Source organism: Streptomyces sp. DT224 (assembly GCF_049844595.1).
Taxonomy (GTDB): domain Bacteria; phylum Actinomycetota; class Actinomycetes; order Streptomycetales; family Streptomycetaceae; genus Streptomyces.
In genome coordinates this window covers 464,316-485,999 of sequence record NZ_JBNCLI010000002.1, presented here as the reverse complement: position 1 = coordinate 485,999, position 21,684 = coordinate 464,316, and the positions used below count along the sequence as shown (strand labels likewise).

At 69.8% G+C, this 21,684-nt stretch carries 18 protein-coding genes and 2 pseudogenes; 10 read left to right on the top strand and 10 right to left on the bottom strand.

The window, feature by feature from the left end; all coding sequences use genetic code 11:
* Nucleotides 1-98 precede the first annotated feature (98 nt).
* The 5 genes and pseudogenes from ACLQ2N_RS05795 to ACLQ2N_RS05775 form a co-directional block, all read right to left on the bottom strand.
* On the bottom strand, nucleotides 99-560 hold the full coding sequence (locus tag ACLQ2N_RS05795) for a helix-turn-helix domain-containing protein (RefSeq protein WP_425810216.1): 462 nt from the start codon (nucleotides 558-560) through the stop codon (nucleotides 99-101).
* A gap of 42 nt (nucleotides 561-602) precedes the next feature.
* A pseudogene (locus ACLQ2N_RS05790) lies at nucleotides 603-1,102 on the bottom strand (cupin domain-containing protein); the annotation flags it as partial.
* A 120-nt stretch (nucleotides 1,103-1,222) separates the two neighbouring features.
* Nucleotides 1,223-2,452 carry a metallophosphoesterase gene (locus ACLQ2N_RS05785; RefSeq protein ID WP_425809704.1) on the bottom strand — a complete coding sequence of 410 codons (1,230 nt, stop codon included), beginning with the start codon at nucleotides 2,450-2,452 and terminating at the stop codon, nucleotides 1,223-1,225.
* 81 nt (nucleotides 2,453-2,533) lie between these two features.
* Nucleotides 2,534-2,743 (bottom strand): hypothetical protein, encoded by a 210-nt coding sequence (locus tag ACLQ2N_RS05780; RefSeq protein ID WP_425809702.1) that lies wholly within the window; start codon nucleotides 2,741-2,743, stop codon nucleotides 2,534-2,536.
* A gap of 13 nt (nucleotides 2,744-2,756) precedes the next feature.
* Nucleotides 2,757-3,341: an ArsR/SmtB family transcription factor gene (locus tag ACLQ2N_RS05775; RefSeq protein WP_425809700.1), complete on the bottom strand. Its 585-nt coding sequence runs from the start codon at nucleotides 3,339-3,341 to the stop codon at nucleotides 2,757-2,759.
* A 570-nt stretch (nucleotides 3,342-3,911) separates the two neighbouring features.
* Between ACLQ2N_RS05775 and ACLQ2N_RS05770 the strand changes: the two genes are divergently transcribed.
* From ACLQ2N_RS05770 to ACLQ2N_RS05750, 5 genes are all read left to right on the top strand, one after another.
* Nucleotides 3,912-4,946: a LacI family DNA-binding transcriptional regulator gene (locus tag ACLQ2N_RS05770; protein WP_425809698.1), complete on the top strand. Its 1,035-nt coding sequence runs from the start codon at nucleotides 3,912-3,914 to the stop codon at nucleotides 4,944-4,946.
* A gap of 144 nt (nucleotides 4,947-5,090) precedes the next feature.
* Nucleotides 5,091-6,392, top strand: a complete 1,302-nt coding sequence (locus ACLQ2N_RS05765) for a sugar ABC transporter substrate-binding protein (RefSeq protein WP_425809696.1) — start codon at nucleotides 5,091-5,093, stop codon at nucleotides 6,390-6,392.
* A 72-nt stretch (nucleotides 6,393-6,464) separates the two neighbouring features.
* Complete coding sequence (locus ACLQ2N_RS05760) at nucleotides 6,465-7,391, top strand: carbohydrate ABC transporter permease (protein WP_425809694.1); 927 nt, start codon at nucleotides 6,465-6,467, stop codon at nucleotides 7,389-7,391.
* Between the two features lies 1 nt (nucleotide 7,392).
* Nucleotides 7,393-8,265, top strand: a complete 873-nt coding sequence (locus tag ACLQ2N_RS05755; RefSeq protein ID WP_425809692.1) for a carbohydrate ABC transporter permease — start codon at nucleotides 7,393-7,395, stop codon at nucleotides 8,263-8,265.
* A gap of 113 nt (nucleotides 8,266-8,378) precedes the next feature.
* Nucleotides 8,379-9,824, top strand: coding sequence for a glycoside hydrolase family 32 protein (locus ACLQ2N_RS05750; RefSeq protein WP_425809690.1), 1,446 nt, complete (start codon nucleotides 8,379-8,381; stop codon nucleotides 9,822-9,824).
* Nucleotides 9,825-9,964: 140 nt separating this feature from the next.
* Here ACLQ2N_RS05750 and ACLQ2N_RS05745 read toward each other — a convergent pair whose 3' ends face one another.
* The 4 genes from ACLQ2N_RS05745 to ACLQ2N_RS05730 form a co-directional block, all read right to left on the bottom strand.
* Complete coding sequence (locus tag ACLQ2N_RS05745; protein ID WP_425809688.1) at nucleotides 9,965-10,981, bottom strand: LacI family DNA-binding transcriptional regulator; 1,017 nt, start codon at nucleotides 10,979-10,981, stop codon at nucleotides 9,965-9,967.
* A gap of 74 nt (nucleotides 10,982-11,055) precedes the next feature.
* Entirely contained in the window at nucleotides 11,056-11,889 is an 834-nt protein-coding gene (locus ACLQ2N_RS05740; RefSeq protein ID WP_425809686.1) for an ATP-binding cassette domain-containing protein, read from the bottom strand.
* Nucleotides 11,886-12,881 carry an ABC transporter permease gene (locus ACLQ2N_RS05735; protein ID WP_425809684.1) on the bottom strand — a complete coding sequence of 332 codons (996 nt, stop codon included), beginning with the start codon at nucleotides 12,879-12,881 and terminating at the stop codon, nucleotides 11,886-11,888. Before ACLQ2N_RS05735 ends, ACLQ2N_RS05740 begins: the two co-directional genes overlap by 4 nt.
* Before the next feature lie 127 nt (nucleotides 12,882-13,008).
* Nucleotides 13,009-14,031, bottom strand: coding sequence for a sugar ABC transporter substrate-binding protein (locus ACLQ2N_RS05730; protein ID WP_425809682.1), 1,023 nt, complete (start codon nucleotides 14,029-14,031; stop codon nucleotides 13,009-13,011).
* Between the two features lie 248 nt (nucleotides 14,032-14,279).
* Here ACLQ2N_RS05730 and ACLQ2N_RS05725 point away from each other — a divergent pair, with 248 nt between their 5' ends.
* From ACLQ2N_RS05725 to ACLQ2N_RS05710, 4 genes are all read left to right on the top strand, one after another.
* Nucleotides 14,280-15,242 (top strand): carbohydrate kinase family protein, encoded by a 963-nt coding sequence (locus ACLQ2N_RS05725; protein ID WP_425809680.1) that lies wholly within the window; start codon nucleotides 14,280-14,282, stop codon nucleotides 15,240-15,242.
* 217 nt (nucleotides 15,243-15,459) lie between these two features.
* Complete coding sequence (locus ACLQ2N_RS05720) at nucleotides 15,460-18,021, top strand: GH32 C-terminal domain-containing protein (protein WP_425809678.1); 2,562 nt, start codon at nucleotides 15,460-15,462, stop codon at nucleotides 18,019-18,021.
* 172 nt (nucleotides 18,022-18,193) lie between these two features.
* A complete protein-coding gene (locus tag ACLQ2N_RS05715; RefSeq protein ID WP_425809676.1) occupies nucleotides 18,194-18,778 on the top strand; it encodes a TetR/AcrR family transcriptional regulator in 585 nt (194 codons plus the stop codon).
* 613 nt (nucleotides 18,779-19,391) lie between these two features.
* Nucleotides 19,392-19,832, top strand: coding sequence for a hypothetical protein (locus tag ACLQ2N_RS05710; RefSeq protein WP_425809674.1), 441 nt, complete (start codon nucleotides 19,392-19,394; stop codon nucleotides 19,830-19,832).
* Nucleotides 19,833-20,344: 512 nt separating this feature from the next.
* Here ACLQ2N_RS05710 and ACLQ2N_RS05705 read toward each other — a convergent pair.
* Nucleotides 20,345-20,725: pseudogene (locus ACLQ2N_RS05705) on the bottom strand (transcriptional regulator); the annotation flags it as partial.
* 488 nt (nucleotides 20,726-21,213) lie between these two features.
* On the opposite strand from ACLQ2N_RS05705, the gene ACLQ2N_RS05700 reads away from it, so the two are divergent.
* Complete coding sequence (locus tag ACLQ2N_RS05700) at nucleotides 21,214-21,492, top strand: hypothetical protein (RefSeq protein ID WP_425809672.1); 279 nt, start codon at nucleotides 21,214-21,216, stop codon at nucleotides 21,490-21,492.
* Nucleotides 21,493-21,684 lie beyond the last annotated feature (192 nt).

The window sequence follows — 21,684 nt, the reverse complement described above, 5'->3', positions numbered from 1 at the left end:
GTTCCGGATATTGGAAGCGGGTTGCGGAACAACGTACTGCCAAGCTCTGTCGGGGCGGTAGGCGGAGGGCCCCTCGGCGGCGGTCACCGCCGAGGGCGTCACGGGCAGAGCGGATCAGCCCCGTGCGGTTCGCCGCAGCCCGGGCAGGGCGCCCCGGCCTGCGAGCGCAGGGCGTGCGCACGGTAGTCGCGCGGTGCCACCCCGTACGCCGCACGGAAGGCGCGGCTGAACCCGGTCGCGTCGGTGAAGCCCCACCGGGCGGCGACGGCCCGGATGGGCTGCCGGCGCAGCTCGGGGCGGGCCAGGTCCGAGCGGCAGCCGTCGAGCCGGCGACGGCGGATCATCGCGGCGACGCTCTCGGGCTGGTCACGGAAGAGGGCGTGCAGGCTGCGCAGCGACAGGTGGTGGCGGGCGGCGATGAGACCCGGCGACAGCCCGGGGTCCCCGATGTGGCGGTCGACGAAGGCGCTGACCCGCCGCAGCAGGTCGTGCGCCCGCAGCTCGGCGGGCGCCTCCACAGGGGAGGAGCCGATCCGGTCGGCCAGGCAGGACGCGGCCATGTCCACGGCCATCTCGCCGAGCACGCCGAGCTGTTGGGGTGTGCACTCGGCGCCCGTGGCGGCGAGGTTCGTCAGGAATCCGGCCAGGATCGCGGCCATCCCCGCGTCGCCCGGGACACTCCGTGCGAGGATCCGGTCCACCCGCTGCGACGGCAACGGCATCCGGGCCTTCGGTATCTGGAGGACGAGCACCTCGACCTCGCGCCCGTCCGTCCCCGACCCCGACTCGTATGGACGCGAGGTGTCCCACAACGCCATGCCGCCGGCGCCCAGTTCGGTCTCGCCGCCCTGCTGCGCGAACCACGCCGCACCACGGGTCACCAGCGCCAGTGGTACTGCTCCGGATCTTCTCTCCGGATCAGCGCCGGGGTCCTGCGCGCCCGCAGCGGCCCGTAGCTGAACCGCGCCGGCTGTACGGCCCCGAGACCGACATGCCGCCCCCGCGCGTCGAAACCGCCCGGGTCAGCGGCACGGAACTCCGTGGGCAGCAGGACGTCGGACACCACCTGCTCGAACCACTCGAACCGGTTGTCCGGCGCCATCTCGGCCGCCGCCATCTCCTGTCACACCGCCGGCACCCCCGTCACCCCTGCTCAGCCGCCGGAGGCAGTCTGCTGGATCGGCCGAGATCGCGCCAAGCGGCGCCACGGACGGGACGCGGGTCAGGACGCGGCGGGCCCGGCCGCCCCCTCCGGTGAGCGCAGCACCAGCAGAGTGATCTCACTGGGCGCGAAGACACGGAACGGCGGACCCCAGAACCCGGTGCCCCGGCTGGTGTACAACTGCGTGCGCTCGCCGTGGCGGCTCAGCCCGGCGACGGCCGGCTGGTCGAGGCGGACCAGGTAGTGGAAGGGCCAGATCTGGCCGCCGTGGGTGTGGCCCGACAGCTGGAGGTCGACGCCGCCCTCGGCGGCCCGGTCGACGAACTTCGGCTGGTGGGCCAGGAGCAGGACCGGCAGGTCCGGATCGGCGCCCTCCAGCGCCCCCGCGAGATGCGCGCGGTGACCGGCCAGGCCCGAGGCCTCGGCGGTGACGTCGTCCACACCGGCGACCACGAGGGTGTCGCCGCCGCGTTCGAGCAGCACGTGGCGGTTGCGCAGCGGCTGCCAGCCCAACTCGTCCATCAGGTCCACCCAGCCCTGGGCTTCGCTGTAGTACTCGTGGTTCCCGGTGACGTAGACGCGGGCGTGGGCGGCGCGCACCGTGCCGAGCGGCGCGGCCTGGGCGCGGCGGCGGTCGGCGGTGCCGTCCGCGATGTCACCGGTGTGGCAGACCAGGTCCGCCTCCAGCGCGTTGACCTCGGCGCACACCCGCTCCGACCAGCGGGCCCGGTCCAGCGGCCCGTAGTGCGTGTCGGTGATGAGGGCGACCCGCGTCCCGTCCAAGCCCGGCCCCAGGCGCGGCAGTCGTACCTCGACCCGGCGCACCCTCGGCACCCGGCGCGCCTCGGCGTAACCCCAGCCGAGCAGGAGGGCGGCGGCCGCGAGCACCGACCAGGTGACGATCCTGGCCCGGTCCTGCCCGTCGCCGGCCCCGGCCGCGGTCAGGGCGAGCCGAAGCAGGACGCCGAGCAGCACGGACCAGGTGAACAGCACCCAGATGCACCCGAGCAGGCTGTCTCCGACGATCGCCGCCCGGTCCTCCTGCCGCCTGCCGTGCCCCCGCACCATCGCGACCGGCATGGTGACGAGGCCGAGTCCGAAGAGACAGGTGCCGCCCACGGTGACGGGGAGCGGCCAGTGCTGCCCGGCGTACAGCAGCACCCAGCACGGAACGGCCCACAGCAGGACCGGGGCGACCAGGGGGATGTAACGCATCAGGCGCCGCACCCGGCTCGGCGGCCCCGCTGCCGCTTCGCCGTCCGCGGACCGGGCCTCACTGGTGTCGGTCACGTTTCCCCTCCTCGGGCGGCCGGAATGCCGCCGGGCACTGTACCCGGTCACCCTGAGGGCCCGGGCACCGCCACCACGGGGCTAGCCCTGCGGGAGGGCGAGGGCGGGCCGGGGCGGGGCGGGGGAGGGTGAGGTGGTCAGGCGGAGGCCGACCTCGATCAGGGTCCAGCCGAGGCGGGTGCGAAGAGCACGGGGGACCCGGGCGGATGCGGCGAGGCGGTGCTGGTCTGCCTCGGCGTGGAGCTCGGCGGTGCGGACGTGGTGCAGGGCGAGGTGGGTGTCGGGATGCATCGGTGGTTCTCCTTTACTCGGTGGTGAGGGGGAACGCATGGCTGTGAAGGCGTACGCGGGCGCTGTCGCCCTCGTCCTCGTCGGTGATCCGGTCGCGGTACTCGTCGATGAGCGCGTGCATCTTTCCGATGAGCTCCCCGGCGAGTTCGGGCGTCAGCCGCAGGGTCGCGCTGCTCATGTCCCAGGTGCGCTGCCACTCCTCGGGCCAGGCGTTGCGGTCGCCGAGCCAGGTCGACAGGTCCCGGGCCTGGGTGTGCGCGACCTCGTGCAGATACATCTCTGCGGCCCCGCGTACCTCCGGGCTGGAGTGGTTGAGCAGGGAGTCGTCGAAGGTCAGCCCCTGGCTCGCCGCCTGCCACCAGCGCTCCCGCCCCTTGCCGTGCTCGGGGGCGTCCTTGATGAAGCCGTGCGCCGCGAGCTGCCGCAGGTGGTAGCTGGTGGCCCCGCTCGACTCGCCCAGTTTCGCGGCGAGTTGTGAAGCGGTGGCTGGTCCGTCGAAGCGCAGCGCGTCCAGCAGCCGCATGCGCAGCGGATGGGCGAGCCCGCGCAGTGAGCGGGCGTCGAGAGTGCGGATCTGTCCGCCGGGCTGTTCTTCCATGACTCCAAGGTAGCCATGCAAAGAATCGGTTGCAAGCCTTTCTTTGCAACTAATCCTTTGCAGCGCCTTCTTTGGGACTGTGCTGCCGAGGGCTCCCATGGGCCGCCCGGTGATGGCCGCATGAGCCGTAGGTGACATGACAGAGCTCCGCCGGCCTGGCGGGGCTCTGTCATGCGGGTTGGTCAGGACGGAGTGGCGCTCGTCGTGGGGGTCCGGTGGTGCCCAGGTCCGGGGCGGCCGGGTGATCAGTCATTCGGGGGTGGCCGGCCGCGACGCTGTGTCCCCGGCTGCGTGCACACAGGAGGCACCCAGGAGTGGCCGGTCCCTCACCTGACAGGCTGCCCATTCGGTTGAGGCCATGGGCCGGTATGGCTCGTGCGCCCGGCCCGTTAAAGCGAGGGCCAACGCAGCCGGAGTTCGTTGCCTGGTTCCCCGTAGGCGCATGAAACGGCACATAAGGGCGTCGTTACGCAGGCGAGATGTCCGGGGTGTTGACAGTGCATGACGGATGCAGCACGCTCATCACGCCTTGCTAATCCGATTTAGCTTCTGAACGGAGCTGGTTCCCCGATGCCCGAGCGCCGCGTGACCATGGCCGACGTCGCCCGGAAGGCGGGCGTCTCGCCGACGACCGCTTCGTTCGCCCTGTCCGGCCGGACCGACATGCGCATCTCCGACGCCTCGCGCGCACGGGTCCTGGAGGCCGCCCGAGCTCTGGGCTACCGCCCGAACGTCACGGCGCGCAGTCTGCGGACGAAGTCCACGCAGACCATCGGGCTCGTTTCGGACCGGATCACCACGACCCCGTTCGCCGGCGAAGTGATCCGCGGGGCCATGGAGGCTGCTCGGGAGCGGGACCACCTGCTGTTCATCACCGAGGCGGGCGGCGACCGCGCCGCCGAGTCGTCCCTGGTCCACGCACTGCTGGACCGGCAGGTCGACGCCGTGGTCTACGCATCCATGTTCACCCGGTACGTGACCCCGCCCAAGGAGCTGTTCGGGCGCCGCGTGGTGCTGCTGAACTGCCTGGCTCCCGACTTCGACGCCCCCTCCGTCGTCCCGGACGAGTTCGAGGCCGGACGGGACGCGGCCCGGGCGCTGCTCGCGGCCGGTCACGGTGAGGGCATCTGGGCGATCGGCGGCCACCAGGCCGTTCCGGCCACCCCGGAGGGAATCATCGCCGGCAACGAGCGCATGCGCGGCCTGGAGGAGGTTCTGCGCGAAGGCGGGGCACGGCTGGAAGGCGTCATCGAGTGCGACTGGGACACGCTCGACGGTCACCGCGAGGTGTCCGCCCTGCTGGCGGCGGGCCACCGGCCCCGCGCCCTGGTGTGTCTGGCGGACCGGGTGTCCTTCGGCGCCTACCAGGCACTCGGCGAGGCAGGTCTGTCGGTGCCCGGCGATGTGTCGGTCATCTCCTTCGACGACCAGGACATCGCCTCCGTGCTGCGTCCGGCGCTTACCACGCTACGGCTGCCGCACTACCGCCTCGGACACCTCGCGATGGAGTTGATCCTCCGCCCGGGCCCGCTCGAAGCAGGCGTGCACCGCGTGCCCATGCCGCTGCAGAGCCGCGCCTCCCTCGCCGCACCCGCCGGCGGCTGACTCCGGCACAGAAGACAGCCGTCCCGCCGCCCGCACCGATGGTCCCGGGCGGGTGGCGGGACGGCCACCAAGAACAGCGACCGTCGTAACCGGTCGCCGAGGGCGGGTCCTGCAAGACCCGTCTCAGTGAGATGGAGGAACCTCATGCTGTTCAGAACACGGCGCCTCGCTGCCGCCAGTGTAGCCGTCACAGCGGCGACCGCACTGGTCGCCGGATGCACGTCCGGCAGCGCGAGCACGTCCGGTGCCAGCGGCAACACGCTCACCCTGTGGACGCACAACGCCGGAAACTCGGTGGAACTCGATGTCGTGAAGAAGATCATCAAGGACTTCAACGGATCCCAGGACACGTACAAGGTCAAGTTGCAGGCGTTCCCGCAGAGCGACTACAACAACTCGGTCGTCGCGGCGGCCTCCGCCCGCAAGCTGCCCTGCCTGCTCGACGTGGACGGCCCCAACGTGGCGAACTGGGCGTGGGGCGGCTACCTGGACCCGATCGACGTCTCCGGCAGCGAAGTGCCCGTGCTCAGCCAGCTGGCCAGCACCGTCGGACGGTACGACGACAAGCTCTACGCGTTCGGCTTCTACGACGTCTCGCTGGCCTTCTTCGCCCGCAAGTCCGTACTGCACGCGAACGGCGTCCGTGTCCCCACCATGGACAAGCCCTGGACCAAGGACGAGTTCGGCGCGGCGCTCGCCAAGCTCAAGAAGAGCGGAAAGTTCGACCATCCGCTGGAGATGGGCACCGGCGGCACCGGCGAGTGGTGGTCCTACGCCTACTCCCCGCAGCTGCAGAGCTTCGGCGGGGACCTGATCGACCGCGGCGACTACCGGACCGCCTCGGGGACCCTCGACGGCGAGAAGGCCGTGGAGTGGGCCACCTGGTTCCATTCGCTGGTGGCCAAGGGCTACATGGCGAAGAAGTCCGGAGCCGACCCCAACAAGGACTTCCTGGCCGGCAAGACCGCCCTCCAGTGGGACGGCAGCTGGAACGCCGCGAAGAACGCCGAGAAGCTCGGCGACGACCTGGCGATCATCCCGCCCGTGGACTTCGGTGACGGGCCCAAGATCGGCGGCGCCTCCTGGCAGTGGGGGATGAGCTCCACCTGCTCCAACAAGGCCGGCGCCCAGGCGTGGCTGAAGTTCTCCCGCCAGACGAAGTACTTCGTCGACTACGCCAAGGCCACCAGCACCATCCCGGCCACCGACGCGGCGGCGCAGCAGATCGCGGACTACCAGCCGGGCGGCAAGTTCGACGTGCTCGTCGACTTCGCGCGCACGTACGCCATGGTGCGCCCCGCGACCCCTGCCTACCCCTACATCTCCACCGAGTTCGAGAAGGCGTCCAAGGACATCCTGGCCGGCGCCGACCCGAAGGACGCTCTCGGCCAGGCCGCGAAGAGCATCGACAACAACCTGAAGACGAACAACTACTACTCCGACTGACCCGTCCGGTCCGGTTCGGGCGCGACCCCGCCGTCCGGACCGGACCGATCCCCTGGAGATACCGTGCCCACCATGTTCGCAGCCCCCGAGCGGCTGCGTCCGGTCCGGCGAACCCGAACGACCAACGCCCGTCGCCGTGAGAGCTTCACCGCCTTCGGCATGGCCACCCCGGCCGTCGTGCTGCTGATCGTCTTCCTCGTTGTACCGGTTGCTCTGGCCTTCGCGCTCGCGTTCACCGACGCCAGGCTCGTCTCACCCACTCCGGCCCGCTTCGTGGGCCTGAGGAACTTCACCCTGCTCTTCCAGGACCCGGCCTTCTACAAGTCCCTGCGCAACACGGCCTACTTCGCAGCCGTTGTCGTTCCCCTGCAGGCCGGACTCGCCCTGGTGCTGGCCCTGCTCGTCAACGCCAAGGTCCGCGGCGTCAACTTCTTCCGAACCGTGTACTTCCTGCCGGTCGTCACCTCCATGGTGGTGGTGTCCCTGCTGTGGACCTTCCTCTACCGGGAGGACGGCCTGGTCAATCACGTCCTCTCCACGCTCACCCTCGGCCAGGTCCAGGGGCCGGACTGGCTGGGCGACCCGGCCACCGCGATGCCCGCCATCATCCTGATGTCGGTGTGGCAGGGCGTCGGCTTCCACATGATCATCTGGCTGGCCGGCCTGCAGACCATCCCCGCCGAGCTGTACGAGGCGGCGGACCTCGACGGAGCCACTCGATGGCACCGCTTCCTCCACGTCACCTGGCCGGGCCTGCGCGCCACCCGCACGTTCGTGCTCGTCACCATCACGATCGCGGCGCTCAGTCTCTTCACCCAGATCAGGGTGATGACGCAGGGCGGCCCCCTCGACTCGACCACCACCGTCGTCTACCAGGCGGTGCACAGCGGCTACGACCAGCAGCAGACCGCCTACGCGGCGGCCGTCTCGCTGATCTTCTTCGTGCTCGTCCTGAGCGTGTCCCTCGTCCAGCGTTTCCTGACCCGGGAGAAGGACTGACATGGCTTCCTTCCTCAAGCGCCTCGGCGGTCACACCGGCCGCATCGTCCTGGCCCTGGTCTTCGCACTGCCACTCGTCTTCATGTTCGTCTCGTCGTTCAAGCCGGACGACCAGATCTTCGGAGACCTGGACTCCCTGCGCGCCTTCCTGCCGGTCGGTGCGCTGTCGTTGGACAACTACACAGCTGTTTTCGAGCGAGTCCCGGCCGCACGGTTCCTGCTGAACTCCGTGCTGATCTCCTCGATCACCGTGGTGTGCGGCATCGTCGTCAACAGCATGGCCGCCTTCGCCCTGTCGCGGATGCGGTGGCCCGGCCGCAAGCTCGTCCTGGCCGCGATCATCGCCACTCTCATCGTGCCGTTCGAGACCTTCGCCCTGCCGCTGGTGTGGTGGGTCAACCAACTGCCGCTGCTGAACGTCAACGGATTCCACCTGGAGTGGAGCACCGGCTGGATGGACACCTACCAGGTGCAGATCCTGCCGTTCGTCGCCAACGCCTTCTCGGTCTTCTTCTTCCACCAGTACTTCCAGAGCATCCCCAAGGAACTGGACGAGGCAGCCATCGTGGACGGCGCCGGCTGGTTCACCATCTACCGGCGCATCGTCATGCCGCTGTCCGGCCCCGCCGTCGCCACCGTGGCGATCCTGACCTTCCTGCCGGCCTGGAACTCCTACCTGTGGCCGCTGATGGTCGTGCAGAGCGAGGAGCTGCGACCGGTGATGGTGGGCATCTCCTACTTCTTCCAGCTGAACGTGGGATGGGGCCAGATCATGGCGTACTCCTCCATGATCACCGTGCCGATTCTGGCGCTCTTCGTGGCGTTCCAGCGCTCCTTCGTCAACAGCATCGCCTCCAGCGGGGTCAAGGGCTGATCCGCGGCGCCACCGAGCCGCCCGCCCCTCCTCCTGATGGCTTCCGTGTGCTTCGCGCACCCCGAGAAAGGCCCTGTGTGCCCGCGTCGCCTTACGACCCCCACCTCCCGGCCGTGCATCTGCGACCACCCCGCGACTGGATCAACGACCCCAACGGGCTGGTCTTCCACAACGGTCACTACCACGTGTTCTTCCAGTACAACCCGCACGGACCGCAGCACGCGAACGTGCACTGGGGCCACTTCCGCAGCCCCGACCTGATCAACTGGGAACCCCTCCCGGTCGCCCTCGCACCCACGCCCGACGGTGACGACGCCGACGGCTGCTTCTCGGGCAACGCCGTCTCCGTCGGCGGCCGGATGGTGGCCTTCTACTCCGCCCACCGGAACGACCGCTGGTGGCAGCCCATCACCACCGCCGAGTCGCGGGACAACGGCCGTACGTGGGTCAAACGCCCGGACCTGCTCATCCCCGAGCCCCCCGCCGGCACCACCATGTACCGGGATCCCTACGTCTGGCGGCAGGCCGGCCGCTGGCGGATGCTGGTCGGCTCCGCGCTCGACGACGGCCGCGCCGCAGCGTTGCTGTACGAGTCCGGCGACCTGGAGAACTGGTCCTACCTCGGTCCCTTCCACAGCAGCGACGCCGCGACCGGCACCGGCCCGATCGGCTGGGAGTGCCCGCAGTACGCGATGTTCGGCGACCGGAGTGTGCTGATCGTCAGCGACTGGACCCCGCGGAACGGGCCCAGCCACACCACCGTCCACACGGGCCGCGAGGAGGACGGCCGCTTCGCAGCGGACTCTCCCCCCGCCCCTCTGGACCACGGGCCCGACTTCTACGCCCCGGCGTTGCTGAAGGCCCCCGGGGGCGACCGGTGGCTGCTGTGGGCCTGGGCGTGGGAGGCACGCGACGACGCCTGGGCACATGAGGCGGGCTGGGCCGGCGTCCTCACGCTACCCCGTGAGGTGAACCTGACGGCCGACGGAAGGGTCGCCCAGCGCCCCGCTCGCGAAGTCCTCGCCCTGCGAGGCGGGCGCGCACTGCACCGGACCGGACACGTCACACAGGCCGCGCCGATCGAGCTCGGCCAGGTCGGCTCCAGCTTCGACCTCACCGCCGCCCTGGTCCCCGACGCCACGGGGACGAGCGGCCTGCGGCTGATCACCGCAGCCGACGGCTCCGAGTACCTCGATATCCATCTCGACCCCGCGGCCGGGCACCTCACCGTCGACCGCAGTCACGCATCGCTCGACACACGGGCCCGGGGCGGCTCGTACAGCCTGCCCTGTCCAGCCATGAAGCGCTCCGGCGGCCCCGTCGAACTCCGCGTGATCGTGGACCGCTCGATAGCCGAGATCTACCTCGCCGACGGGCAGGTCCTCACCCTGCGGTTCTATCCACTGGGTGAAGGACCGTGGCGGCTCCAGGCCCGTACGACGGGCACACTGCGCAGTGAATTCGCGGTCGAAGCCTGGGATCTGACCCCGGCAGACGCCGTGAGAGACCCGGCCGCCGCGGGCCGGGTATCCGCGCCGACCGACTGTTCCCCCGCCTGACCGGGCACGTCTGACCCGCCCGGTGCACTGCGGTACCCGCCGTTCCTCCACCGCGAAAGCCGTGACGAGGAGCGCCGGCGTACGGGGCATCCGGGCGGACAGGCGTGAGCCGCGCCCCACCGTCTCCGTACTCCCGCGCCTTACGAGGCAGTGAGTTCCCCCGACCCTCGGACGATCAGCCGCGTGGGGACGGTGAGGGTGCGGGCGCGGGAACGGTCGCCGTCCAGGCGCGCGAGGGCGGTCTCCGCCGCCTTCCGGCCGATCTCTTCGGGGTCCTGCGCCACGACGGTCAGGGCGGGTTCGAGGGCCTCGGCGAGCGGCACGTCGTCGAAGGCGACCACGGCGACGTCCTTCCGCTGGATGCGGGCCAGTTCGGCGACCACTCCCAGCGCGACGATGTTGTTGCCGGCGAACAGAGCGGTGGGGGGATTCGCCAGCTCCAGCAGGCGGGAGGTGCAGACAGCCGCCGCCTGCTGGTCATGGGCGTTGATGACCAGGGAGCGATCCTGCGGGAGGCCGGCCTCCGCAAGGGCCGAGCGGTATCCGCCCAGGCGTTCACGGCGGGTGTAGAGGTTGGTGGGGAGATCGCCGACGAAACCGATGCGGCGGTGGCCGTGGGCGATCAGGTGGGCGACACCCTCATGGGCGCCCGCGAGGTTGGAACTGACGACGCTGTCCGTGGTCAGCCCGGCCCCCGGCCGGTCGACGAAGACGACGGGCAGCCCCGTGCTCCGATGGCTCCGCAGGTGGGAGTGGTCGGAGCCGACGGACGGGATCACCATCAGAATGCTGATGCGCCGGGCGAGGAACGTGTCGGTCAGCATGCGTTCGCGCGCGGGTTCGTCCGCGGAGGACCCCATGAGCAGGGTCAGGCCGCGGTCCCGTACGACGTCCTCGATGCCACCGGCCACCGCTCCGAAGAAGGGGTTCCCGAGGTCGGGCACGACGAGCCCGATGGTCGTGTCGGGGCCGCCGACACGAATGTTGCGGGCCATGAGGTTCGGCTGGAAGCCGAGTTTGGCCACGGCGGCCAGAACCTGTTCCCTGGTCCGGGCCGAGGCGGGTCCGTCCTCGTTGAGCACCCGGGAAACCGTCTTGGCGCTGACGCCTACTTCTCGGGCGACGTCGGCCAGGGTGGGGCGGCGGTTCGCTGCCATGGAGCGGAAGTCTCCCTGCGCTCGTCGGTTCCGGCCGAGGCCGCGGCCGGAACCTTCGAGTGTTTCGTCGGATGTCAGATGGCCTGGACTCCCGCTGCCTCGGCGGCCTCGGAATCCGCTACGACAGTACCTCCGGCCTCGTCGAGGGTCAGCGCGCCGGTCATGATGGCGACGACTTCGGCCATGGTGTGGTCGGAGGGCTTGATCACGGCGGCGCGACGGCCCAGCCGGTGGACGTGGATCCGGTCGGCGATCTCGAAGACGTGGGGCATGTTGTGGCTGATCAGGACGACGGGCATGCCCTGGTCGCGGACGCGGCGGATCAGGTCGAGGACCTGCCCCGATTCCTTGACGCCGAGGGCGGCGGTGGGCTCGTCCATGACGACGACGCTGCGCGCCCAGGCGACGGAACGCGCGACGGCCACGGCTTGCCGCTGCCCGCCGGAGAGGGTTTCGACCGCCTGTGTGAGCGACCGCAGTCCGATCTTGAGGTCGGCCATGTGCTCTGCGGCCTCCTGGCGCATGCGCTTCTTGTCCAGCATGCGGAAGACGCTGCCGAGGACGCCGGGCCGGCGCAGTTCACGTCCCAGGAACATGTTCGAGGCGATGTCCATCGAGGCGGCCACGGCCAGGTCCTGGTAGACGGTCTCGATGCCGTGGGCGCGGGCGCTCTGCGGCCCGGTGAACCGGATGAGTTCGCCGTTGAGGCGGATTTCCCCCGCGTCCGGTGTCACCGCGCCGGTGAGGGCCTTGATCAGGCTGGTCTTGCCGGCTCCGTTGTCACCGATGACGGCGAGGACCTCGCCGGGCATCAGGTCGAAGTCGGCGCCGTCGATGGCGGTGACGTGCCCGTAGCGCTTGACCAGGCCGCGGGCCTGGAGAACGGGGGTGGCAGTGGTGGTGGTCATCGGGCCTTCCTCCGGGACATCTGGTCGACGGTCACCGCGAGGATCACGAGGATCCCGGTGATCAGGGTCTGGTAGATGGAGGCAACCCCCATCAGCTGGAGGCCGTTGCGGAAGACACCGACGATGAGGACACCGATGAAGGTGCCCAGAACCGAACCGCGTCCACCGAAGAGGCTGGTACCGCCGAGGACCACGGCGGTGATGCTGTCGAGGTTCTCGGTCTGTCCTGCTTGCGGGTCTCCCACCCCGGTGCGGGAGATGAGCAGCAGGGCGGCGAGGCCGTACAGGACGCCGGCCACGGTGTAGATGCCGATGGTCAGACGGGAGGTGCGGATGCCGTTGAGGCGTGCGGCTTCCTGGCTGTTGCCCAGTGCGTAGACATGCCGGCCCCATCCGGTGCTGCTGAGGGCGTAGGCCAGGAGCAGGAAGAGGGCGATGGTGAGCAGCGAGCCGTAGGTGATGTCCGTGTGACCGAGCGGGAAGGTCTCTCCGAGGGCGGTCAGCGGGCCGGGCAGGCTGGTGACGGTCTGCTCTTCGGAGTAGATGTGCGTCAGGGCGAAAGCCACGTTGAGCATGCCGAGCGTCACGATGAACGGCGGCAGGGGGATCTTCTGGACCAGGAGCCCGTTGAGAAGGCCGAAGCCGCCGCAGACGACGAGGCCCGTGGCGATGGCGAGGAGCGGGGGCAGGGTGCCTTCGGCCGCCATCTTGGCGATCACGATGCTGCCGAACGCCATCACGGCACCGCACGACAGGTCGATGCCGGCCGTGAGGATGATCAGGGTCTGGCCGATGGCGAGAGTGCCGACGACCATGACCTGCTGCACGACCAGCGAGAAGTTTCCGCCCGTGAGGAACTGGTCCGTCGACAGGGAGAAGAACACACAGGCGAGAAGGAGCGCGGCCAGCGGGCCGGTGGTCGGTGCGGTGAGGAGTCTGCGGGCCGTGTTCGGCGTTTTCAGCTCGGCGTACGGCGCGGTGGTGGCTGTCATGCGAAGTCCTTGTCGGAAAAGCAGAGGTCCTCAAGGGAGGACAGTTGGGGGCGGCCGTCCCCGGTCGGGGCAGGGCCGGCCACCCCGTCCATGGGTTCGGGCAGCGGCTGCCGGGTAGGCGGGCGGCTCATCCCCAGCAGTTGTCCAGGCCGTACGCGGTGTCCTTCGACGCGACTCCTGCCTGTGCCTTGTCGGTGATCAGGCTGACGCCGGTGTCGGTGTAACCGGTCGCCTTCTTGCCGTCCTTGGCGTACTTCACGACGGCCCCGACACCTTCGGCGGCCATCTTCAGCGGGTACTGCTGGGAGGTGGCGGCGATCTTGCCGTCCTTGACCGCCTGCGTCCCGGTGCAGCCGCCGTCGACGGAGACGATCAGTACGTCCTTCTCCCGGCCCTTCGCCTTGAGCGCGGTGTACGCGCCGAGGGCGGCCGGCTCGTTGATGGTGTAGACGACGTTGATGCCGGGCGCTTTCTGCAGGCAGTTCTCCATCGCGGTCTGACCCTTGGCCTGGTCGCCTCCGGTGTCCTGGGAGCAGACGATGGCGGGGTCCTTCTCGCCGATGCCGAAGCCCTTGAGGAAGCCGTTGTGCCGCTGGACGCCGACGGCGACGCCGGGCGCCAGGTCGAGGGTGGCGATCTTGGCCGTTCTGCCCTTCATCGAGGCTTTGGCGTAGGCGCCGATCAGTTCCCCGGCCCGGAGGTTGTCGGTGGCGAAGAGGGCGTCGACCGCGCTCTCCGGGTCGGTCGGGGAGTCCAGGGCGATGACCAGAATCCCCTTGGCGCGGGCCTTCTCGAGGGCGGGCACGATGGCCTTGGAGTCGCTGGGGGTGATCAGGATGCCCTTGACCCCGGCGGCGACCATGTTCTCGATCGCGGTGACCTGCCCGGCGTTGTCCCCGTCGAACTTGCCTGCCGAGGTGATCAGTTGGGCACCGCTGTCCTTGGCGGCCTTCTCGGCGCCCTCCTTCATCTTCACGAAGAACGGGTTGGTGTCGGTCTTGGTGATCAGGCCGACCTTGACGCTGCCCGAGCCGTCGCCCGCGGAATCCGATCCGGAGCCGGATCCGCAGGCCGTCAGGGTGAGAGCCGCGATACCCAGGCATGCGGCGGCTCTGATCAGGGAGGTGGTCGGACGAGTGGTGCGAGGCATGAACGGCTCCTGCGGGATCGCGTGCGGCTCGGCCGGCATCGAAACATGCCGTCCCGGGGTGTCATCGTTGACTTATGTCATCGTTGACACTGCTTGCCGAGGATGATGGACTCCGTCTCCCGGGCACGTCAATGCCCTGCCGCTGTCACAAATCGGCAACGTCCCCGGCCGTCGCCCACCCACAGCCATGACGCCCGTGTCCCGACGTACCCGGTTTCGCCCGTCCGTTCGTCAGAGAAGAGCAGTCCATGAGTCCGCGTCAGATCACCGTCCTCGGCGAATGCGTCGCGGACGCGTTCGCCCGGCCCGCAAGCGCTCCGCACGAGCTCGACCTGCAGGTACTGCCGGGTGGCGGGCCGGCGAACACGGCTGTGGCCCTGGCTCGCCTCGGCACCCCGTCCCGCTTCCTCGCGCGGCTGTCCGGGGATGTGTTCGGCCGGTTGTTCCGGGACCGCCTGGAGGCGTCGGGGGTGGACCTGTCGCACGCCGTCGTGGCGTCGGAGCCGAGCACGTTGGCGGTGGCGGAGCTGGACGCCGAAGGGCAGGCCGCGTACGCCTTCCACGCGCAGGGAACGGCCGACTGGCAGTGGTCGAGCGCCGAACTGGCCGGTGTGGACCTGTCCTCCACCACGTGTCTGCACACGGGTTCGCTCGCCCTGGTCCGGGAGCCGGGGGCGGCGGCGGTGGAGGAGTTCCTGGCAGCGGCCTCGTCCCGGGCCACCATCAGCATCGATCCCAACGTCCGGCCGCTGCTGGTGGATCCCGAGACCTACCGTGCGAAACTGCGGCGCTGGTGCGACCTCGCGGACATACTGCGGCTGAGCGAGGAGGACCTCGGGCTCCTGCTGCCACATACGCCTCTTGAGCAGGCGTGCGACCTCTGGCACGCGGCGGGCGCACGCCTCGTCGTGGTCACGCGTGGCGCCGAGGGCGCCCTTGTCTCGCTGGACGGCGAGCGGGTGCACGTGCCGGCCGTGACGGCGCGGGTCGTCGACACGGTCGGGGCGGGTGACTCCTTCACGGCGGGTCTGCTGCACCACCTGGGCGCGCGGGGACTTCTCGGGGGGCGGCTGACCGGCCTCCGTCTGGGCGAGGTGGCGGAATCCTGTCTGTTCGCCGCCCATGTCGCGGCGCTGACCTGCGCGGTCGCCGGTCCGAACCCCCCGTGGCGGAGTCAGTTGCCGCAGGGCGCACCGCAGATCGTCGTATGACGGACGGCCCGGTCGGGTGGGGGAAACGCGTCCCGGCCGTTGACGCGTCGGCCGTGATGCGTCCATCATCGGCCCGACCCGGTGTCATCGCTGACATAAGTCAACGATGACACTCGGCCGACGCGGTGCCACAGCGTTGGCAGGGCCTTCTCTTTCCGTTCCGTCCCCGCGCCGGGAACCACCCGGCTGCGGAAACGGCCGCAGCCCAGGAGACACCATGACCTCACGACGCGTATCCCGGCATGCCCGCATGCGGATGATCGCCGCGACGGCGACCGTCTGCGCCATGTCCGCCGTTTCGTTGGCACCTCAGGCCGTCGCCTCCGGAACCCGGCCGTACACCGAGACCTACCGGCCCCAGTTCCATTACACGCCGCAGAAGAACTGGATGAACGACCCCAACGGACTGGTGTACTACCAGGGCGAATACCACCTCTTCTACCAGTACAACCCCAACGGAAACGCCTGGGGAGACATGTCCTGGGGACACGCGGTGAGCACCGACCTCATGCACTGGAAGGAGCTGCCGCTCGCTCTGTCCCACGACGACGAGGAGATGGTGTTCTCCGGCAGCGCGGTCATCGACCGGAACAACACCACCGGCTTCGGAACGAAGAAGAACCCGCCCATGGTGGCGATCTACACCAGTTACGACAAGAGCACCGGCACCCAGGCCCAGTCGCTCGCCTACAGCAACGACCGCGGACGCACGTTCACCAAGTACGACGGCAATCCCGTCATCGACATCGGCTCCAAGGAGTTCCGCGACCCCAAGGTCCAGTGGTACGCGCCGACCCGGAGCTGGCTGATGACGGTGTCCCTCTCCACCGAGCACAAGGTGCGGTTCTACTCTTCGAAGGACCTCAAGAGCTGGGACCTGCTCAGCGAGTTCGGGCCGGCCGGGGCGACGGGCGGCGTATGGGAGTGCCCCGACCTGTTCCCCCTCGCGGTCGACGGGAACAAGAAGAACATCAAGTGGGTCCTGGTCGTCAACCTCAATCCCGGCGGCATCGCCGGCGGCTCGGGCGCCCAGTACTTCGTCGGTGATTTCGACGGTACGAAGTTCACCGCCGACGACAAGGGCTCCTACACCCCGCCCGCCGGCACCGTCATGCAGGACTTCGAGGACCCGGACTTCGGAACCTGGACGACCACCGGCACCGCATTCGGCCAGGGGCCGGCGGCCGGGGCGCTGACCGGGCAGGGACCCGTGAGCGGCTACGAGGGCAAGGGCCTCGCCAACAGCTTCCACGCGGGCGACGCGGGCACCGGCACTCTCTCCTCCCCGCCCTTCACCGTCGACAGCCCGTACCTCAACTTCAAGATCGCCGGCGGACGCCACCCCCACCAGGCGGGCACCGTGCAGGAACGGGGACCTGTGCCCGAGGGGACGGTCCTCGCCGGCTTCGAAGGCGGCACCTACGGCAACTGGACGGTCACGGGCGACGCCTTCGGAACCGCCCCGGCCACCGGCAGCCACGCCGGCCAGCAGGAGGTCACCGGCTTCCTCGGCGATGGTCTGGCCAACTCGTTCCTCAACGGCGACGCCACGACCGGCAGCCTCACCTCGCCGGAATTCACCATCGACAGGAACTACATCGACTTCCTCATCGGCGGCGGCAACCATCCCGCAAGCCAGGCCGAGCCCACCGCGATCGAACTCCTCGTCGACGGCAAGGTGCAGCGCAGCGCCACCGGCCACGACGGTGAGGCACTCAACTGGGACTCATGGGACGTACGCGAACTCATCGGCAGGAAGGCGCAGATTCGGATCGTCGACGAGAACACGGGTGGCTGGGGCCACATCAACGTCGACCACATCGTGGTCTCCGACACCCGGGCCCAGCCCATTTCGCGGGAAACGGCCGTCAACCTGGTCGTCGACGGCAAGGTCGTCGGCAGTGCCACCGGCTCCAACAGCGAGACGCTGGACTGGGCCTCCATCGACATGCGCCCGTACGCCGGCAAGAAGGCGCAGATCCAGATCGTCGACATGAACACCGGTGGCTGGGGCCAGATCATGGCCGACCGGTTCACCGCTGCCGCGACGCCCGCCGAGTCCGCCGTGCAGCGTGCCGACTGGGCCGACTACGGCAAGGACTACTACGCGGCCGTGTCCTGGGAGAACGCACCGGGTGGCAAGCGGAACATGATCGGCTGGATGAACAACTGGGACTACAGCGGTTCGATTCCCACGTCCCCCTGGCGCAGCGCACAGAGCATCCCCCGCCAGATGGCCCTGCGCACCGTGGACGGCCGGATCAAGCTGACCAGCGAGCCGGTGGGAAGCCTGGCCTCCCTGCGGGAGGGCCGCCCGGCGGTGTCGGCCGGCACCACGGTGACCAGCACGTCACGGCCCCTGGGGCGCGGCGCCGCCGAGGGCAAGGCCCTCGACATCGAGGCCACCTTCTCCCTCGAGGACGCCGAACGGTTCGGCCTCAAGGTGCGCACGGGTGCCGACGGAGAGGAGACCGTCATCGGATACGACACCACGACGCAGCAGCTGTACGTCGACCGGACCCGATCCGGCGCCGTGGACTTCAGCGACACCTTCGCCGGCGTCCAGCGAGCGCCCCTGCACGCCGTGAACGGCAAGGTGAAGCTGCGGATCGTCGTCGACTGGTCGTCCGTCGAGGTCTTCGGCGGCGACGGCGAAGCGGTGATCACGGACCAGGTCTTCCCCGATCCCTCCAGCCGGGGAGTGGAGGTCTTCGCCGAGAACGGCTCGGTGAAGCTGGACCACGCCCGCGTCTGGCACCTCGGCTCCTCCCGGAGGTGACATGCCGCGCCGCGCCTGCCCCCGCAGGCCGGTAAGCCGTGCCCGGACCCTGAGCCGTGCCCGGACCCTGAGCCGTGCCCGGACACTCGCAGGTCCCGGCGCGCCGGACCCTGCGCCGTCAGGGAGCCGGGGCCGGCCGGGTCCAAGAACGTCCGGGGCTTAGGGATCCGGCGTGGCCAGGACCAAGGAATTCGATCCGGATGCCGCGCTGCAGTCGGCTCTTGAGCTGTTCTGGCGGCGCGGCTACGAAGCCACGTCATTGGCGGATCTCGTCGAGTACCTCGGCATCGGCCGCGCCGGCATCTACGCGACCTTTGGTACCAAGCACGAGCTGCACCTGAAAGCTCTGGACCGGTACGCCGAGTCGCGCGACCCGGAGCTCCTTGCGGAGTTGTCCCAGCCGGGCCCCGCACTGCCTGCGGTGCGGTCGGTAGTGCGCCGCTTCGCTGCGGAGGCAGCCTCCCCGGATGGTCGGCTGAACGGCTGTTTCGTCACCAATACCGCGGCTGAGCTGGCGCCGCACGACCCCGCGGCGGCCCGCCGGGTCGAGATCAGCCGGGAACACGTCGAGACCCTGCTGCACTCCGCGCTCCTGCGGGCCCAGGCTCAGGGTGAGTTGCCGGAGGGGCGCGATCCGCGTGCGCTGGCCCGCATGCTGCTCGTTCTGCTGCAGGGGGTACGGATCGTCGGCAAGGCGTCGATGGATCCCGGCCGGGTGCGGGACGCTGCCGAACAGGCCCTGTCTCTTTTGGACTGACTCGCATCTGTCGAATCCACCGGGCTCCCTTCCCGCAGGCCCACATAATGAACCGATCGGTCAAATATCAGGGAGGAGACATGGCCGCCCCGGGCGCTGCCCGCGTCGCCCCCATGCAGCACCGATGCGCCTCAGTCCTCCTCGGTGGCGTCCAGACCACACTGATCCTCACGCTCGCTGTGCTCGCCATACCGCTGCCCTCATAGGGCGCGCATGCGGTCTGGAAGGCGTGCCGCAGCGGGGTTGCCGCGGGACGCACCGCGGGTCACTCCCCCGACGGCCAGCGAACACCTGGCCGAGAAGGGACCTCTCCCCATGACGCCCACGAAGCCCCTCCACCCACGTACGCAGACCGGCGCATACGGAGAAAACTGCTCAGGTAGGTCCTGCGCTGGACACTCTTCGGGTGCGAGTCCATTTCCTCGCCTGCGCCGTCCGTACTCAGGCCGGCCCTCCCGCCGCCGGGGCCGACTCGGTGGTCAGGGAAGCGGCGAGCGCGGACGGGGAAGCAGGGCCGTCGGACCGCACACCGATCTGTCAGTGCTCCAGGGCACACTGACCGACTCAGGGGCGGCACCCGGCCGTTCTGGGAAAACAGGGGGAGGCCAAGCCGATGCAAAGTGCGGCGGAGAAGGCGCAAGTGGGGGCGGTGGCTGAAGCGGCAGCAGAGGCAGCGCTCGTTGCCACAGGTTGGGAAGTGGTCAACCTCAACCAACTGGCGAGGAACTTCCGCTTCGCCGACCTTCTCGCGAAGCAGGGCTCCACACGGCTCTTCGTCCAGGTCAAAGGCACGACAACTCAAGAGGGAAAGTTCGGGGCCCCGCCCGAGCGCGCGCAGGGCCTGGACGGATTTGCTGAGAGCCTTGACGCCATCGCGCTCTATGCGCTGGTCCATCTGACGTCGGATGGCCCAGTCATCCGCTTCGGTCACGCCCAGCAAGTCGCAGCGCTTGCAGCCGAGCGGATCGCTGCCTACCACGGCACACTCCGCTACCACCTCTACATCACAGACTTCATCTATGAGGCCGGGGACCTTGCTGAGTTCGTTGAGTGACCGATGGGCCGGGCCAACAGCGACGACTTGAGCAGTTGCCTCCGAGAGCCACCACCATGGGCACCTAGTGCCCATCTTCATTCCGATGCCAGAGGGCAGACAACAGGCACAACCAGGCGAGATCACCTGTGAACCCCACGAAGACGCCGGCCACGACTTGGTCCGCCGAGACGGGACACCCCGCCGCCTGCCTCATGCACGCCCTCCGGCGACGCGGGGCGTCAGAGAGGTGGCGCAGCAGCTGGTTGGTGCGGATCACGCGGCTGACCTTGCGGAAGGCGGTGTCCGTGGCGTTCCTCGGGACGGCCCGTACCGTCATGGCTCCATGAGCTCGGGCCGAGCGGTTGGATTCCTTCTGCCTGACGCCAAGTCGGCGACGGGGATCAGCAGAAAGCGGTTCCATGAGTGACTACATGACGCGGCGTCACATAGGGGGCTCTGTCGCGATGCCGGAACCGCCGGCCCTGCTCGGCGCGGAGGGGCTCCGGCGTCCATGCGCCGGCGGGACGGCTCCGCCCCTCCTTCAGGCGGGGACCCTCAGTCACTGGTGTGTGGTGCGGCTTCCACGCCGGGTGGTGGCACGGCGGCGGGGCCGGGCGAGGGCGCCGGAGCCGTCGGCGGCCTGCGCCAGGTGGAGCAGGCGGGCGCGTTCGGCGTCGACGAGCCGCAGTGCGCGGGCGACGGCCTCCAGGACGGCCGGGGAGACGCCGGCGAGGTTGCCGCGCTCCGGCTTGGCGTAGTACTCGACGCTCACGTCGGCCGGCGCCGCGACTTCGCTGCGGCGCAGTCCGGGGACCCGGCGCCGCGGGCCTGCGGGGGAGCCCGGCCCGCTCGGGGGTGATCCTCGCTCGCCGCGAGGTCAGGCACTCGCGGACCTCTGCCTGGTTGCCCACACGTTCGACGGTACGTCCCGTGCACGGCCACGGGGATGCACTGGCAGTACACCCTTTGATGGTGCCTCGCTCCGGGCGCCGGGAGCGGGTTACCTGGATGACGTGGTGCTTTCCGCCCGCCGCCACGGCGGGCCCGCACCCGGCCCAGCACTCGGCGACGGCACCGGGATCCCGGCGGCCGCCTGCCACGGCACGTAGAGGAGCCCTTCCCATGCGCGGAGCTTGGATCGCCCCGAGCCGGGTCTTCGCCCTCGCCCTCTCCGAGGTCGCCGAGGGCTACCGGGCCATGGACGCGCCCCGCGCCGTCAAGACGCTCCTCACCCCCTGCATCGCCCCCCATTCCCCGAAGGAACACTCATGCAGATCACCCGCAGCTTCATCAGCGCCGTCGAGGGCCCGGACGACTGGTTCACCGGGGATGCCTAAATCGACGCCGTTTCGCCGGCGCGCCCGCCCCGTACCGGGTCACCGCGAACTTGTTGCACTTCATGCCCGGCGCGCGCACGCACTGGCACTGGCACCCGCTCGGCCAGACCGTTTTCGTCACCGAGGGGATCGGCCTGCGCCAGCGCCGGGGCGGGCCGATCGAGGTCATCCGACGCGACGACCGCGTCCTGTTCGAGGCCGACGAGGAGTACTGGCACGGTGCCGCTCCGAACCGGCTGATGGTCCACCTGGCCATCGACGAGGGCGACCACGCCCACGACGTCGTGCACCGGCTGACGCCCGTGACCGACGCCGAGCACAGCGCTGCCCCGGCCTTCTGACCCACGGGCCCGCCCCACGTCCATGGCCGCACGACGCCACAGGAGGCTCCCCATGCGCTCCGCAGTCCTTCGCGGTCCGGTCCGCACCGCTTCCGCGGCCGCTCTGCTGCTCGCAGCGGCCGCCTGCTCCAGGGACCCGCGGGAAGCCACGCCGACCGCCCCCACGGCTTCCGCCTCGGAGCCCGCCGGGCG